A 16,410-nucleotide genomic window follows, 5' to 3' on the forward strand; every position below is an offset into this window, starting at 1 on the left:
AGCATGGGAAGTAGTATGCTACTTCCCTATTACTTCGATATCATCACAGGAAATTGCTTTTAAACCATAGTGATGCAATCGGGATCGAGAGCCTTCACCGTATGCTTTCGGGGGGTAATATATTTCTTTAAGTTCAGGCTCATCTTGCCAAACCTCATCCAATGCAGCCCTAATTTCACTTAAGGTTTTCTCAAGACTATTGGTAAAGTTCGGGCGTTTTCTGATTGTATGACCAAGCTCTACTAAACGATAAAAATATTTATTAGCAAGGTTTAACAACTCATCTGGCACATCTTTATTTTGATTAAGCACAACATCAGGATATTGGATACAAAACTCAACCAATGCTAAATAAAAGCACAATGGCTTATTCGCTAGCGCAACTGACTTTTCTTCAAGTGCGCTTGATGAAAATGTTTTCGTGTTTAAATCGACAACAAGTTTAGCTGCCTCAGCAAGTATTGGTTCATCATCAGCTGTCGCTTCAATTACACTAAAAGATGACTGCCTGCTCTGGCTAACTAAATATGTAAATAATGACGCTATTAGAATCACAAAAATTAAAACGGCAATATCAGACTTTACTAATAGGCTATTGTTAAAAGTAAAAGTAATCGACACACTTCTGTTCGGGGTTTGTAATTGAGTTGATAAATGCGCCCCTTGCACTGTTGAACTTGAAATTCCCGCTATAGAATAAACTGCAATCCCTGATTGATTAATTCGAGCATTTAGCTGAGTAATGTAATTTGAAACCATTTCTTTACTGCCTGAATGCTTCAAAAAATCATCGGGTAAGTTTAAGTAGTTCAAGTCCAACGCAATCCTGCTTTGCACCTTTGCAACAGACAATTCATTATTCATCTGTATTTTGTAAAATTTTGCACTATAGAAGCTTGCAACTAGTAGCGCAGTTGTAAACAAAAACACGATTGTATTAAAAAGCTTATCTTTATTTAGAAGCATTGATGACCTCTACTGAGTGCTTATTTGCATCGCTTTTACAATCCCAAAATGATTCAACATGATTAAAGTAGTGAGAACTTTGATTGCGAGCTAAATCCGTGAGGCGTGCCTGAACAGCACATAAAAGGTCAGTGTTTTCATCTTGCATTTTTAAATACCAGCGGCTGCCACTAATGTTATCTCTTATCGGTGTTATATAATTAACTGAAAAACTAGCTTGATCACTGTCTTGCCAATAGGATGAAATTAAGTCAACTTTACCACTGGCGAGTAATTCCCTTAACTCTGTATGAGAACTCGCATAAGTAATATTTAAGTTTTCTAAATTTATATCTAATGTTTTAAAAAGTTGTTTCGGTAATATGTGGCCTGAACGGCTTGTTGGATAATCCAGTAATCCAATACGTTTGTCTAAAAAGTACGACTTTTCAATTCGTGGCTTTTCTTTACTTGAAATAAGGTAAGCGGTGTAATCAGGAAAACCGACAACAGCTTGATAGTTATAAGTGGATTGTGCCATGAATGCGTCAATTAAATTCTCTTTGGCGAGGATTAAGTCTGCAATCCCTTTGCCTAAAAACTCGATAGAATCCGATGTTTTATAGCCCCAGTAAGACGTAACTTTTCCATACTGTTTACTAATAGTTAAATCATCACACAAGGATGTTGCTACATCTTCAGCGAGTGTTTTTCCAGATACATAAACGACCAAATCATTTAAGTTGCTGTCTGACTTTGTACTGCAGGTAAACGAGGTTTCAATAAACGATTTTAAGTCAGGTGCAACTGCTCTTCCCTGTATAAAACCAATGCAGAAAAACAAAATAATAGACAGAAACAAAAATGTAACAATCGATGATTTTTTTATTAATATAGTTCTTAAACTCAATTTTACTAACCACTTGCTCGTGCTAGCCTCTATTTGAACAATTATTCTTACTTATTACAACAAGTAATTTTACTTAAACACTGTAAGGTAATGATTTTGTTGCTTTATGAACAAGAAATTATGAATCTTATTGAGTCCTTTCTATTTATCTCAAAATTCAGGAGAATTGGCACCAGAAAATTTGATTAAGCAAACATTCACTTTGGACGCTCAACCAATGTTACTAAAAACAATGAAGATGTTGCTGTTAACTACACCAGTAATTTCTGTTTTATCTGCCGCCCCTGCACATGCTTGGGGTCAAAATGGCCATCGAATTGTTGGTGAATTAGCAGCAATGCATATTACCGACACCACACGAGACGCTTTAGTTCCCTTACTAGATGGTGAATCGCTCCCTCAAATAGCCACATGGGCTGATGAAATGCGCTCTGCACCAGAAGAATTCTGGCAAAAAAAGTCATCGCGCTGGCACTATATAAACTTTTCTAAAGATGATGCAAAACCAAGCTATGATGCACACTCTCATCACAACAAAGAAACAGTCGCAGATATCCTAGAAGGTATCGAATATTCAATTTCAGTATTAAAAAACGAAAAAGCATCATTAGCTGAAAAGCAATTCGCATTACGCTTTTTAGTACACCTTGTTGGTGATAGCCATCAACCTTTCCATGCTGGTCACAGCGAAGACCGCGGTGGCAATCGCATTTCTGTCACATTCTTTGGGCAAGATACTAACTTACACAGCCTTTGGGACACTAAATTAATAGAAAACGAAAACTTATCTTACACAGAGTTTGCCAAGTTCGTTGATACATCAAACCAAACATTAATCTCAGATTACCTTGCAAGTTCGCCAAGTGATTGGTTGATTGAATCAAACAACATTGCTAATTCACTCTATAAAGAAAATGAAACAAATGTAAGTTACAGTTATATCTATAAAAATTTACCAATTGTAAAAACTCGTCTACAACAAGGCGGGATTAGATTAGCCGGTTTATTAAACTCATTATTTGATAAATCAGCAAAACCGTTAGTAAAGGCACTTAAGATGCCAGCTAACAGTGAACTATAAACCAACAAACCTCTAACACGGGAAATAACATAATGAATAAGTTACGCCTTTCGAAATTAACCGGAGCAGTTATATTAGCTCTTGGTGTTTCAACAAGTGCTATGGCTGCAGATACCTCATCTTCAATGAGAGGTAAAATCACAACGCCTTCTGGTGAAGCAGCTGCAAATGTTAAAATAAAGGTTATTCACCAACCAACTGGCACAGTCAGTGAGTTAACTACAAATGAAAGCGGTACTTTCATCGCCAATGGTCTACGTGTTGGTGGCCCATACACTGTATTTATCGACTCAGATACACACAGTGACAGCATGGTAGAGAATATCTACTTAGAGCTTGGTGATACTTACCGCTTACAAGAACAATTAAACTCATTAGCAATGGAAAAAATTGAAGTTTCTGGCTATAAAATTGTTCAACAGTCTGGCGGTTCAAGCAGTGTTTTCGGTGAAGACACAATCAACAATATGCCAAGCTTTAACAAAGACATTAAAGATGTAGCGCGATTAAACCCACTTGCAAATATCAATGGTAGTGGTGAGCTTACATTTGCAGGTAACAACCCTCGTACAAACAGCCTGACTGTTGATGGTATCGGCCAAAACGATGACTTCGGTTTAAATTATGGCGGCTACCCTACTGCTCAACCACCAGTTGCACTTGATGCAATTGAGCAAATTTCTGTTGATGTATCACCTTTCTCAGCATCAAAAGGTAACTTTGGTGGTGGTACAATTAATGCCGTAACAAAATCTGGTACAAATGAGTTTAAGTTCTCAGGTTTCTACGAAACGTCAACACCTGATATGGCAGGTGATGTAGATAGCATTTCTGAAGTTTATGCTGATGGTCGCCCTGTTTTAGACGAAGATGGCCATAAAACATTTGAAATTAACAAAGTAGAACCAATTCAAACTGAAGAACGTTTTGGTTTTAACGTGGGCGGTCCATTAATCAAAGACACGCTTTTCTATTTTGTTAACTACAACAGCTGGAAGAGCGAACTTGATTTAGATTATGGTTTTGAGGGCTCTGGTGCAACGAACGAATACGATGTAACAGAAGAGCAACTAAATAACTTCTTATCTGTATTAGACAATGTATATGGTTTCCAAGACTCTTTAGGTGGCGATCCTGAAGATACAAATGAATCACTACTTGTAAAACTAAGCTGGAACATCAGCGATGCACATCGTCTAGATTTCACATATCAGTGGCAAGACGATCAAGAAGAGCGCAACTTCGGCACTGGCGGTGACACGGTATTACTTGCTTCAAGCCGTTATACTTATGCAACTAAATTCAACAATTTTTCGACAAAACTTTATTCAGATTGGAGCGATGTTTTCTCATCAGAGATTGGTATCGCGTATAAAGATGTCAGTTCAAACAGCTTAACAAACTCGAATATTGGTAGCGTAAAAGTTGAAGAATACTACCGTGGTCCAGCGTATGAGTTTGGTACAGACCAATACCGCCACGCGAATGAGTCTTCAACTGAAAACCTAACATTAACATTTGATGGTACTTACCTTCTGGATGAGCATGAGCTTAACTTTGGTATTCAGTATGAATCACTCAATCTGTATAACCTATTTGCTGCAAATTCATTAGGTTCATGGGAGTTTGACAGTGTTGCAGGTTTTGCAAACCGTGAGGTGGGTAACTTTAATGGTACTTATGACTTCTCTTACGCAAATGCCTATACAAACAATGCTGCAGACACAGCATATGATGCAACGCGTAGCCAATTAGCAATCTACCTAGAAGATACTTTTTATATTGGTGACGATTTAGAAGTAAATGCCGGTATTCGTTATGAGCGCTTAGCATCTGACGACAAGCCAACTCTAAATGAAAACTTCCTAGAGACTTATGGTTTTTCAAATCAAGAGAATCTTGATGGCGTCGATATCATCCTACCACGTGTTGGGTTTAAATATTACGCAACAGAAAACCTAACAATCAGCGGTGGTGTAGGTCGTTTCCAAGGTGGTATCCCTAACGTTTGGTATAACAACTCATACCAAAAAGACGGTATTACACTTGTTGATGCACCACAATCAGTTATTAATGATTACTACGCAAATAACCCTGCAGATATCACATCTGTACCAGGTGCAATTCAAGATTCACTGACAAAAGGTGCGGGTAGCACAAACTACATTGACCCTGATTTTAAATTACCTTCAAGCATCCGTAGCCAAATTGGTTTCGAATATGACTTTGACTCTGAATTACTTGGTAATGGTTTCAAATGGCAAGCTGAAATCGCTTACCACAAGAAAGAAAACGAAGCAATTTGGCACAACACGGCTATCGTACCTGTGGGCGTTGCGGCTGATGGCGAGCGTTTAATCCAAGAAAGCATCTACTCAGGTGATTTAGCTGATAACTTCGATATCATGCTAACAAATTCATCTGATGATGGCCGTTCAGTTATCTTCTCAACAGCACTTGCAAAAGAATGGGATAACGGTTTATACATCTCAGCAAGCTATGCACACCAAGATATCACTGAAGCGTCTTCAGGTTCATCTTCACAAGCGCAAAGTAACTACCAGCACAGTGTTACTAAAAACCGTAACCAAGACTTAGCACAGCGTGGTGCCTATGAAGTAGAACATAGCTTCAAAGTGAATATCAGCTACCATACTGAATTCTTTAAAGGCTATAACACTAAGTTTGACCTTTATTTTGAGCGTCGTTCAGGTCGCCCTTACAGCCACACAATGGCTTCATTCCAAGACGGTGCGCTAGGTGATTCGCGTGACTTCTACTCAAGCTCTGCATACTTAGCTTATATTCCAACTGGTGCGGATGATCCAAATGTAAACTGGGATCAATCACAACTTACTTGGGATGAGCTTGAAGCACTACTTGATAGAGCGGGTATTTCGGAGCGTGGTGAAATCTTAGACCGTAATACAGGTACTATGCCTTGGGTAACAACTATGGATATCAGCGTTAAGCAAGAAATCCCAGGTTTCGCTAAAGGTCATAGCGGTGAAGTGTATTTCATGATTGATAACTTTGCTAACTTACTTAATAGCGACTGGGGTATTGAAAAACGCCTTAGCTATCAAGACCAATCAGTTTATGATTTTGGTGGTTTAGATGACCAAGGCCGCTATATAATTCATGAAGCATACAATGGTGCCGATGTAAGAAATTACACACTAATCGACCAAAGTGCTTCTGCATGGCAAGCTAAAATTGGTATTAGTTACAAGTTCTAATCTATACTGTTTAAAGCCCGTTTAATTACGGGCTTTTTTATATCTGTAATAAAAATGACACACATTGATTTTAAAAAAGGAAAGGTACTTACACCCAGTAAGTATCATAATTTAATAACGGGAAACCTCATGAAATCAACATTTAATAAAAGTACACTGGCAATCGCTGTTGCGACTTGTTTAACGTTCAGCCATGCTGCAATGGCCAATGAAACCTCGTCTTCTATCAAAGGACAAGTTACAGGCCCGAATGGCAACCCTGCTGCTGGCACACAAATAACAATAATCCATGTCCCATCTGGCTCAGTTAAAAAAACGACGGTAACAAATGAAGGTAATTTTTCAAGCCAAGGCCTTCGCGTCGGTGGCCCTTACAAAATTATCGTCGATTCTGATCAATATGAAGATCAACAACTTGATGGTATTTATTTGACTTTAGGTCAAGATTACCCAGTGACTGTTAGTTTACAAACACAGCAAATGGAACAAATCGTGGTATCTGGCGCACCGATAAGCGCACAAACTGGCAGCACAGGTCCTGCAAGTCATTTCTCACTTGAAGATCTAGAGTCTCGCCCTGCAATAAACCGTGATTTGAAAGACATTATTCGCGCCGACCCTCGCATCTTTATTGATGAAACAAATGCAAACTCAATTAATTGTGGCGGCGGTAATCCACGTTTCAACAGCTTGACTGTTGATGGTGTGCGCATGAATGATAACTTTGGTTTAAATTCGAGCGGCTACCCTACCGAACGCATGCCATTTTCATTCGATTCTATAGACCAAGTGGCTGTTGAACTTGCGCCATTCGACGTGCAATACGGTGGTTTTACATCATGTAATATTAATGCGGTAACAAAATCAGGTACCAATGAAATTCATGGTGGTTTATTTTACGACTATACCAATGACTCAATGTCAGGCGACTCTATCGAAGGTAAAAAGCTTGATACAGGAAACTACACTGAGAAACGTTATGGTTTTAACCTAGGTCTACCTTTAATTGAAGATAAGCTATTCTTTTTTACCTCTTATGAGAAACTAGAAGGCGCGCAAATCTTCGATTATATTCCATTTGCTGACAACCGTATTGATCAAGCAACGATCGACCGTATTACACAAATCTCCAAAGATAACTATAACTACGACCCAGGTAGCATGATTCCAAGCCTACCTGTCGAAGACGAAAAGATTTTAGTAAAGCTTGATTGGAACATTAACGATGCCCACCGTGCAAGCCTAGTGTATAACTACAATGATGGCTTCTCTCTAGCTCAATCTGATGCTGATTCTAACGAAATAGCTCTTTCAAACCACTTCTATGAGCGTGGCGCTAAATTAGAATCTTATGTTGCCTCTGTTTACTCTGATTGGACAGATAACTTTTCAACAGAAGTAAGAGTGGGTTATTCAAAACTCGATAACCGCCAACAATCATTAGATGCTGCATCTGGTTTTGGTGAATTCCGTATCGACACCGGTGATATCGATGTTTATATCGGCCCTGATGATTCTCGCCAATCAAATATCCTAAACTATGACAACCTATCACTTAAATTAGGTGGCACATACTATTTAGAAGATCATGAATTATCATTTGGATATGAGCGTGAAGAACTGGATGTATACAACTTATTTGTTCAGCACACAGAAGGCGAATACCGCTTTAGTTCAATAGAAGATTTTGAAAATGGTATTGCGCGTGTTTACTATGGCAACGCATCATCACAAAATCCAGACGATGCAGCAGGCGAATTTGCTTACGCTTTAAACACCGTTTACTTTCAAGATAAATTTGAGCTAATTGACTACGATATCACGATTACAGCGGGTCTACGTTATGATTGGTATACAAGCAGCGATAAACCAACCCATAACCAAAACTTTGAAGACAGATATGGCTTTTCAAATAGCCAAAACCTCGATGGTATTGACCTTCTTCAACCGCGTTTAGGCATCAACTGGATTTATAACGATCAATTAGAGTTACGTGGTGGTTTTGGTCTATATTCTGGTGGTAATCCAAATGTTTGGGTTTCGAACAGCTACTCTAATGACGGTGTACGAAATATTCAAATTAACCAAAGAGATTTACAAATTCTTGGTGATGATGCCATTGCATTTAATGGTGGCGGTATGCCAGGTTATGACATTCCTCAATCACTCTATGACGAGGTTGGACAAGGTGGTGCAGATGCAAGCGCAAATGTTACAGACCCTGACTTTGAAATTCCTTCAGAATGGAAGTTCTCTTTAGGTGGTACTTACATCACCAGCAATGATTATGTGTTCAATGTTGATTATCTCTACACAGATAAACAAGACTCAGCAATCATTCGCAACATCGCCAACGTACAAACAGACACAGCGCCAGATGGCCGCCCTGTTTACAACGATGTTTTACACCCACGTGTATCTGACTTTATGCTGACAAACGTAGAAGGCAGCGATGCTTATTCACATGTACTTTCTTTATCGATGAATAAAGCATTTGATAATGGCATAGATTTAGCGCTTTCTTATGCTTATACCGTGGCTAAAGATGTGAGCCCAATGACAAGCTCTGTAGCATTCTCTAATTACCACTTTATTGCGGTATCTGATTCAGAGAATCCTGGGGTGACAACTTCTAATTATGAGATACCTCATCGCTTTACATTATCTTTAGGTTATAGCCATGAAATTTTTGATGGCTACGAAACTAAGTTCAACCTATTTGGTCAAGCACAACAGACTAACCCATACTCGTATACCTTTGATAGAGATTCAGGTGGTTTAGGCTTTAATGATGCGAGTCGCCAACTTTTATATGTACCAGAAGTTGATGATGCAGCAGTTGTTTATGGACCTGACTTCGATCAAACCGCCTTTAATAACTGGATTGAAAGTGAAGGCTTAAAACGAGGTGAGATCCAAAAACGTAATAATATTGATGGCGACTGGTGGGTTACATTCGATCTAAAAGTTGAGCAAGAGTTCATGGGCTTCACGCCTGATCAAAAAGGCTCTGCTTATTTCGTAATTAAAAACATCGGTAATCTGTTAAATGATGATTGGGGTGTTTTAAAATCAGGTAGTTCGTTACAAAGTGCTGTAACAGCTGACATTGTTGATGGTCAGTACGTTTATAGCTCTTTCAACAACCCTGCTGGTACGAGTGTACAAACTGAACCTTCTTTATGGGAGATGCGTATCGGGGTTCGTTATAGCTTCTAATAGTTAAAAGCAAATTATAAGCCCGCCTAATTAGGCGGGCTTTTTATTAGTTAGCGCGAATATACGGCCAGCGGATGGGTTGTGTTAATTGATACATGTACGTGGTCATTCGGCCGCACAACGACTTCATGGCTTACACGGCTTGTAACTGTTGTTTTGCAGGCAAGTTCTACAGCACATAAACGGCTACCACCTTCGTAGCGCACCCATGTAACCACACCATTTGACGATTGTGCATTTTGAATTAAATGAACATCATCAGGTCGCAATAGCACATCAACCGCTGCGGCATTGTGGTCAACTTTAATTGCAGGGGCATTACCTAAGTCTGTTGTAGCTATATCACCTTCACATTGACCTGCTATGAAACTCGCTTCACCTAAAAAACGAGCCACAAAACGGTTTGTTGGTAAGCTAAAACAACGCTCAGGGGTATCGATTTGCTGAATTACCCCCTCTTTTAGTACACCAACACGGTCACCAATGGATAGGGCTTCTTCTTGGTCATGAGTGACCCAAATAGCAGGGACGCCAGCATCTTTTAATGCATTACGAATATCCCATCGTAAAGTATCTTTAAGCGCTGCATCAAGATTAGATAAGGGCTCATCAAGCAGTACAAAATCAGGTTCATGAGCCAATGTACGCGCAAGCGCGACACGTTGCTTTTGGCCACCTGATAGTGTTGCAGGCTTTTTATTACGAAACGCCTCAAGACCCAGTAACTTTATCCAATGATCTGCTTTGGATGTATCGGTCAACCTAAAGCATATATTCTGTTGCACCGTTAAATGCGGGAACAACGCAAAGTCTTGAAAAACCATACCTACTTTGCGTTTCTCAGGCGGCACTTTGAGCTTTGGAGTAGCACGCCATGTGCCTAAATTAATTTCACCTTCGCTGATAGGAATAAGCCCTGCCAGAGCTTGCAAAATTGTACTTTTACCACAGCCAGTTGGACCAACTAGCATAAGGATCTCACTCTCTCCAAGTGATAAATTAAGATCACTCACCACACGATTGCTACCATAATCGATAGACAGCTTACTAACTGATAGCATTTATACTGATCCTTAATGTTCTAATTGACTGCGCTTTTCACCAGAGAGCATTATAGCCAAGCCACAAGCTGATATCACTACCAACAATAAGCCTGGTATTGCAGCACGGCCAAAATAGCCGGCTTCATAAACACGCCATAAATACGTTGAAAGGGTTTCAAACCCTGTCGGGCCTAATAAAAGTGTCGCTTCAAGCTCACGCATTGATTCTAAAAATACCAAAGCCGCGCCGGCAATAATACCGCGCAGTGTTAAAGGCAAGGTGATACGCATAAATGCTTCACGTGGACTTGCACCTAGTACGCGCGCTGATTTGATTAAGCTTGAATCTAGGTGTTCAGTACTAGTACGCACAGAACCAACAGCCAGCGGTAAAAACCGCAGTACATAAGCGATAACCAATAATGCCAACGTTTGATATAAAAGCGGTAATTGTAAGCCACCATAAACTAGGGCAGTTCCCATTACGATACCTGGAATACCAAAACCAAAATAGGTTACTCGTTCCATAAAGCGCCCTACTTTACCGCTTAGTGCGGCATGAGCAACTGGCACAGCAACAACCACAGCTGCAATAGCAGCAATCCCAGAAGCATAAGCCGAATTCCAAGCAATGCTGAAATCAAAATCAGCAATCCCGTCACGGGCAAGCCATAGGGTAAAAATTGCCAGTGGTAAACATATTGCCAATAACAATACAGGCAAAAATGTTACTAGCATTGCCAGTTTTTGCGCATTTGTTGGAAATAACATCAGAGCTCGACCATGACGCTCTGACGTGGTTTTAATTTGCGATTCGATGAACAATAAAAAGCCAACTATCACCATTAACTGCAGCGATAACATCGCAGCACGACTTAAACCAAATGCATTGTATTCCACATAGATAACACGGGTGAAGGTATCTAAGCGCATCATCGCCGGCGTACCAAAATCTGATAGTGTGTAAAGGGCAACCAGTAATGAGCCAGCGGCAATCCCATTAACTACACGCGGAAGAATAACTTTAAACACACTCATGCTCATCGACATACCTAAAGTACGCGCAGCATTTACCATACTCGCATCGAGGCTGAGTAAAGAAGAACGTGTTGTTAGCATAACAAACGGAAAAGTATACAAGGTCATTACAATGGCAGCACCAGGTAAGCCATACATAGCTGGGGTTTCAAACCCTAACAGCTGGTTTATTTCACCACCTGGGCCAAATGCCGCATAGAGTGTAAACGCACCAATATAGCTTGGAATTGCAAGTGGAGCTGCAAATAACACTAACCAAAGCTTTTTAAAATGAAGTTGTACATAAGCACTAATAAACGCCAGAGGCACGCCAATTAAAATAGAGCCTAATACAGTTAACACCATAAGCGATAAGGTGTTACCAAGAATTTTTATATTATGACTATCAAAAACAGCCGTCGCATCACTGGCTAATGTGATCAGAATATAAACTGGCACTAACGCCAAAAGCGCTGCAAGCAGCGCCATCGGATAAGAAGCAGGTATGCGCATTATAAAACACCGCTACTGCGCATAAGGTCGAGTGTTGGCCTTAAATCTGCCAATTGAGTTAAATCTATTTTCGGCGGTGACACATCCGTTAACGCTGGTAACCCAGCTGGCTGGTCAATGCCTTGGATCAATGGAATTTCGTACGCTTCACGCGCTAAGTAACTTTGTACTTCTTCACTTAACAAGTAACGCATGAAATTCATAGCATTAGGATTGTCGGTCAGCGATAACACACCTGACGCATTTACTAAACAACCGGCATCTTGATTAGTGAACGCAAGGTCAAGGTTAGCATCTGGTTTACCTGACTTAAGACGTAATGTGTAATAATGATTTGCAAAACCAATATCAACTTCGCCACGTTCAACCGCCATCACTACACCAAGCTCACCCGCATAGGTTTTTGAGCGTTTTTGAACTTTCTTAAGCCATTTCGCTGTTTTATCTTCACCTTCAAGAATACGCATTGCTGTTACAAACGATTGAAATGACGCATAAGCCGGTGCCCAGCCGATTGATAAATCGCTATCTGCAATCGCCATAATACTATCTGGGATCTGATCTTTGCTAAGGCGCTTAGTGTTATAAGGTAATGTACGAATGCGACCTGTCACTGGTGCCCAACCAGGATAGCGAAACTGTGGTTGTAACTGAGTTTCTAAATCACTTGGTAAAGGTTTAGCCAGACCTGCGTCTGTAACTAAGCCAATTGCACCAGAATCAACGGCCCAAAATAAATCAGCACGTTTTACACCCGCTTTTGCTTCCGCAACAATCATATTAGCTAATGCTGCAGTAGGCCCACGTCGAATCGATAAATTAAGTTTTGGGTTTTTCTTTTGGATTGATTGCAGTACATTTTCATACAAACCGCCTTCGCCGCGGCCTAAATATAATGTTAAATCACCCTCAAGGGCTGGTAAGTCTTTCACTGAAATTGGGCTTGCAGCAGTCGCTGCAAAGGCTTGTGATAGAGGTAGCGGCATTGCGCCCACTACCCCAAACGCAGCCAGGCCTTGAATAAAGGTCCTACGCTTCACTAAAATACATCCTTACGTGCTTTTTCGGCTTCTTCTAGTAACACCTTAGCGCGATCTAGTTTTTCTTGCATATCAACAACCACTGCACGTACTTGGTCAACAGACCCTTTATCTGAAATAGCTTTTGGCAGGGTTACGTTAAAATCTTTTTCGAGAACTTCTACTAACTTCGCATCTTTTTCAATCAGTGTACCTTCAACACCTTCGAATAAGTGAAGGTAAGTATCGTGTACAATCTGTGTTGCTTCTTCGCTTAAACGCTCTGCATATTTTGCAACAACACGATCTAACTTGTGTTTAATTTCATCAATTGTTGCACTTTGCGTCATTGTTTCAGAAGCCGTTGCTTTTACAGCTTTTAATAAACCTTTTTGCTGGAAGTCGGCAGCCAGTTTAACAGCTCCTAAACCTTGCCACAAGGCAGCATTCAAGGCCTTTTGGTGCGTACGTACTTCACTTGCAGGCTTTTTATCATCAATGGCCATTTTAATGCCATAGATACTCTGCCAAATTGATGCATAAACCGGTACGTAGTTTGTTTCTATCGCACTGTGAAACTTCACCGATTCCCAATATTCGAGTAGGTCATCGCTTTGTACCGCTTTTGCACCTTTTGTTTCGTAATCGGTTACCAAAGTGTCTACTTTGCCGATCATCCACTCTACGTCCTCAGAATAATCTTTTAAATTTTCTTTTAGATGATTAACGTGCTCACCAATTGGGCCATTTGCCAATACAGGTTGGGCAATAAAAGTAGATGCTAATACTAGGCTAAGGCCTAGCGTTTTCACGGTGTTTAACGCTAATTTCATAGGGAGACATCCAAGTTTCTAATTGTAAATGATAGCCATTATCATATACGTATAGATTGCCTAAATCAATTGCTATAAAGCACTGATTACAGATTTACACATTTTTATTTAAGTGATTGGAAAGCTTAGTAAGAATGTTAAAAAATTGTGTTAATTCATGATTATCTAAGCCACTAACTAAATGTGCTTGCCATGCAATTGCTTCGGGTACAATTTGTTCATGTAAACAGGCCCCTTTTTTAGACAACATAAGCAGGTTTGCACGTTTATCTATCGGGTCTGGCTGCGCCGTTAAGAGCTCTCTTGCTAATAGTGACTTTACTGCACGGGATACAGTCGATTTATCCATTTGTGCCATATCACACAAAGCTTTTGAACTACACTGACCATATTGAGCAAGATTGGCAATAACGCGCCATTGCGGCACCGTTAAATCAAATTGTTGTTGATATAGTTCACTAAACTGATCACTCATTTGCACAGCTATATTAGTGAGTGAGTAAGGTAAGAATTTTTGTAAATCGAGTGTTGGCTGTTTATCTGTTGTCATGGCTTCACTACTGTCAAAGAATGTTTACATAATGAAATTCAGCGTGGTTTGAATTTACTCTCATATGAGAGTATCTTACCTAAAACCTTTCAGGAGTCTAGTGATGAATAACGAATTACAATATATGACAGGCTTTGGTAATGAATTTGAAACCGAAGCATTACCCGGTGCATTACCTATCGGTCAATTCAGCCCACAAAAAGTAAAATACGATTTATATGCTGAGCAGTTCAGTACAACGGCATTTACAGCGCCTCGCGCTGATAACCGCCGAACATGGTTTTACCGCATTCGCCCATCAGTTGTACAAGGTGATTATACACCAATTGATAATGGCCTTATTCGCACCGCACCTATCACAGAAGTACCAACGCCACCGACAATGCTACGTTGGGATCCAATTGAAATACCTGAAAAGCCAACTGATTTTATTGATGGTTTAGTCACCATGGCTGCCAACGGCAGTGCCAATGCACAAACAGGTATTGGTATTCATATTTATGTCGCCAATAAATCAATGCAAAACCGTTACTTTTATAATGCAGATGGTGAAATGTTGTTTGTGCCGCAACACGGTGAGCTATTGCTGAGAACCGAGTGCGGTAAACTGACCATTCGTGCAGGTGAAATTGCAGTTATTCCTCGAGGGATTAAATTTGCAGTTGATTTATTAACAGATACAGCCCGTGGCTATATTTGTGAAAACTATGGCCATGCCTATATTTTACCAGAGCGCGGCCCAGTGGGTGCTAATGGTTATGCTAATGACCGTGACTTCCACTACCCTGTAGCCGCTTTCGAAGATGTAGAAGGTGATTTCGAACTAGTTGCTAAATTCAATGGCAATATGTTCCGTTGTGATATCGGCCATTCTCCTTTGGATGTTGTAGCATGGACAGGAAATAGTGCGCCATACAAATATGATCTTGCCCGTTTCAATGTTATGAATACGGTAAGTTATGACCACCCAGATCCATCAATCTTCACCGTATTGACATCACCATCGGGGACTGAGGGGGTTGCTAATATCGACTTTGCTATCTTCCCGCCTCGTTGGATGGTTGCAGAGAATACATTCCGCCCACCTTATTATCACCGTAATATTATGAGTGAATTTATGGGCTTAATCGAAGGTGTGTATGATGCGAAAGAGCATGGTTTTGTGCCTGGTGGCTCAAGTTTACATAATTGTATGTCGCCACATGGTCCAGAAGCTGATGTATTTGAAAAAGCCTCAAATGCTGATCTTCAACCACAACGCTACGAAAATACCTTGGCATTTATGTTCGAATCACGTTACGTTATTTCACCAACAAAATATGCCCTTGAAGGTAAAGAGCGTCAGCCTAATTACACAGACTGTTGGCGTACTATTAAAAAACATTTCACTGGTAAACAGGACGCATAATGAAACTTTATAGCTATTTTCGTTCATCTGCTGCATACCGCGTGCGCATTGCCCTTAATTTGAAGAACATTGATCACGAGCTGGTGACAGTTAACTTGTTAAAATCAGAGCAACAAAGTGACGAGTACTTAGCAAAAAACCCACAAGGTTTATTACCTGCACTTGAAACTGAGCAAGGTGTACTTGCTCAGTCTCTGGCTATTTTAGAGTGGCTTGAAGAAACGCACCCAGACACACCGCTTTTGACTGGTGATGCATGGCAAAAAGCTCAGATCCGCAATTTATGTTATGCCGTAGCGTGTGATATTCACCCTATTGATAATTTGCGCGTATTAAAGTATTTAGCTAACGATCTTGGTGTTGATGAAGAGGCAAAAACGACCTGGTATAAGCATTGGGTAGAAGTTGGTTTTCAAAGCATTGAAAAGCTACTTGATGAAGCGAATACTTTTTGTGTTGGGAACAAACCAACGCTTGCTGATGTGTGCCTTGTTCCGCAAGTATTTAATGCACTGCGCTTTAAGGTCGATATGACTAAATACCCTAAGATTGCAGCTGTCTACGAGCAATGTAATAAGCTTGATGCTTTTATTGATGCTGCGCCGCAGAATCAACCTGATGCAGTTTAATTAA

The 16,410-nt window shown here is 40.2% G+C and carries 12 protein-coding genes; 5 read left to right on the plus strand and 7 right to left on the minus strand.

Features of this window, described 5'->3' with window-relative positions:
* Positions 1 to 18: 18 nt before the first annotated feature.
* On the minus strand, positions 19 to 813 hold the full coding sequence (locus NYF15_RS02385; RefSeq protein ID WP_371352665.1) for a hypothetical protein: 795 nt from the start codon (positions 811 to 813) through the stop codon (positions 19 to 21).
* Positions 814 to 952: 139 nt separating this feature from the next.
* Positions 953 to 1,855 carry a hypothetical protein gene (locus NYF15_RS02390; RefSeq protein ID WP_371352666.1) on the minus strand — a complete coding sequence of 301 codons (903 nt, stop codon included), beginning with the start codon at positions 1,853 to 1,855 and terminating at the stop codon, positions 953 to 955.
* A 217-nt stretch (positions 1,856 to 2,072) separates the two neighbouring features.
* Between NYF15_RS02390 and NYF15_RS02395 the strand changes: the two genes are divergently transcribed.
* From NYF15_RS02395 to NYF15_RS02405, 3 genes are all read left to right on the plus strand, one after another.
* Positions 2,073 to 2,936, plus strand: a complete 864-nt coding sequence (locus NYF15_RS02395) for a S1/P1 nuclease (protein WP_371352667.1) — start codon at positions 2,073 to 2,075, stop codon at positions 2,934 to 2,936.
* Between the two features lie 32 nt (positions 2,937 to 2,968).
* Positions 2,969 to 6,175: a TonB-dependent receptor domain-containing protein gene (locus NYF15_RS02400; RefSeq protein ID WP_371352668.1), complete on the plus strand. Its 3,207-nt coding sequence runs from the start codon at positions 2,969 to 2,971 to the stop codon at positions 6,173 to 6,175.
* A gap of 129 nt (positions 6,176 to 6,304) precedes the next feature.
* Positions 6,305 to 9,394: a carboxypeptidase regulatory-like domain-containing protein gene (locus NYF15_RS02405; RefSeq protein ID WP_371352669.1), complete on the plus strand. Its 3,090-nt coding sequence runs from the start codon at positions 6,305 to 6,307 to the stop codon at positions 9,392 to 9,394.
* A gap of 50 nt (positions 9,395 to 9,444) precedes the next feature.
* Here NYF15_RS02405 and NYF15_RS02410 read toward each other — a convergent pair whose 3' ends face one another.
* The 5 genes from NYF15_RS02410 to NYF15_RS02430 all read right to left on the minus strand — a co-directional run bounded on the left by NYF15_RS02410 (position 9,445) and on the right by NYF15_RS02430 (position 14,369).
* Positions 9,445 to 10,455 (minus strand): ABC transporter ATP-binding protein, encoded by a 1,011-nt coding sequence (locus tag NYF15_RS02410; protein WP_341804834.1) that lies wholly within the window; start codon positions 10,453 to 10,455, stop codon positions 9,445 to 9,447.
* A gap of 12 nt (positions 10,456 to 10,467) precedes the next feature.
* On the minus strand, positions 10,468 to 11,967 hold the full coding sequence (locus NYF15_RS02415; protein ID WP_371352670.1) for an ABC transporter permease: 1,500 nt from the start codon (positions 11,965 to 11,967) through the stop codon (positions 10,468 to 10,470).
* A complete protein-coding gene (locus tag NYF15_RS02420; RefSeq protein ID WP_371352671.1) occupies positions 11,967 to 13,007 on the minus strand; it encodes an extracellular solute-binding protein in 1,041 nt (346 codons plus the stop codon). Before NYF15_RS02420 ends, NYF15_RS02415 begins: the two co-directional genes overlap by 1 nt.
* Complete coding sequence (locus NYF15_RS02425) at positions 13,007 to 13,819, minus strand: hypothetical protein (protein ID WP_371352672.1); 813 nt, start codon at positions 13,817 to 13,819, stop codon at positions 13,007 to 13,009. Before NYF15_RS02425 ends, NYF15_RS02420 begins: the two co-directional genes overlap by 1 nt.
* A 94-nt stretch (positions 13,820 to 13,913) precedes the next feature.
* Entirely contained in the window at positions 13,914 to 14,369 is a 456-nt protein-coding gene (locus NYF15_RS02430) for a MarR family winged helix-turn-helix transcriptional regulator (RefSeq protein WP_371352673.1), read from the minus strand.
* A 103-nt stretch (positions 14,370 to 14,472) separates the two neighbouring features.
* Here NYF15_RS02430 and hmgA point away from each other — a divergent pair, with 103 nt between their 5' ends.
* Together hmgA and maiA are read left to right on the plus strand one after the other, a co-directional pair.
* Positions 14,473 to 15,777 carry a homogentisate 1,2-dioxygenase gene (hmgA, locus tag NYF15_RS02435; RefSeq protein ID WP_371352674.1) on the plus strand — a complete coding sequence of 435 codons (1,305 nt, stop codon included), beginning with the start codon at positions 14,473 to 14,475 and terminating at the stop codon, positions 15,775 to 15,777.
* Positions 15,777 to 16,406 (plus strand): maleylacetoacetate isomerase, encoded by a 630-nt coding sequence (gene maiA, locus NYF15_RS02440; RefSeq protein WP_341804830.1) that lies wholly within the window; start codon positions 15,777 to 15,779, stop codon positions 16,404 to 16,406. Before hmgA ends, maiA begins: the two co-directional genes overlap by 1 nt.
* The last annotated feature ends 4 nt before the right edge of the window (positions 16,407 to 16,410 follow it).

This window comes from Pseudoalteromonas sp. 68 DY56-GL68, assembly GCF_041414825.1.
Classification (GTDB): Bacteria; Pseudomonadota; Gammaproteobacteria; order Enterobacterales; family Alteromonadaceae; genus Pseudoalteromonas.

Coding starts and splice junctions, on each gene's coding strand:
- NYF15_RS02395 (WP_371352667.1), top strand. CDS start 2,073: ATGTTACTAAAAACAATGAAGATGTTGCTGTTAACTACACCAGTAATT.
- NYF15_RS02425 (WP_371352672.1), bottom strand. CDS start 13,819: ATGAAATTAGCGTTAAACACCGTGAAAACGCTAGGCCTTAGCCTAGTA.
- NYF15_RS02400 (WP_371352668.1), top strand. CDS start 2,969: ATGAATAAGTTACGCCTTTCGAAATTAACCGGAGCAGTTATATTAGCT.
- NYF15_RS02410 (WP_341804834.1), bottom strand. CDS start 10,455: ATGCTATCAGTTAGTAAGCTGTCTATCGATTATGGTAGCAATCGTGTG.
- maiA (WP_341804830.1), top strand. CDS start 15,777: ATGAAACTTTATAGCTATTTTCGTTCATCTGCTGCATACCGCGTGCGC.
- NYF15_RS02405 (WP_371352669.1), top strand. CDS start 6,305: ATGAAATCAACATTTAATAAAAGTACACTGGCAATCGCTGTTGCGACT.
- hmgA (WP_371352674.1), top strand. CDS start 14,473: ATGAATAACGAATTACAATATATGACAGGCTTTGGTAATGAATTTGAA.
- NYF15_RS02430 (WP_371352673.1), bottom strand. CDS start 14,369: ATGACAACAGATAAACAGCCAACACTCGATTTACAAAAATTCTTACCT.
- NYF15_RS02415 (WP_371352670.1), bottom strand. CDS start 11,967: ATGCGCATACCTGCTTCTTATCCGATGGCGCTGCTTGCAGCGCTTTTG.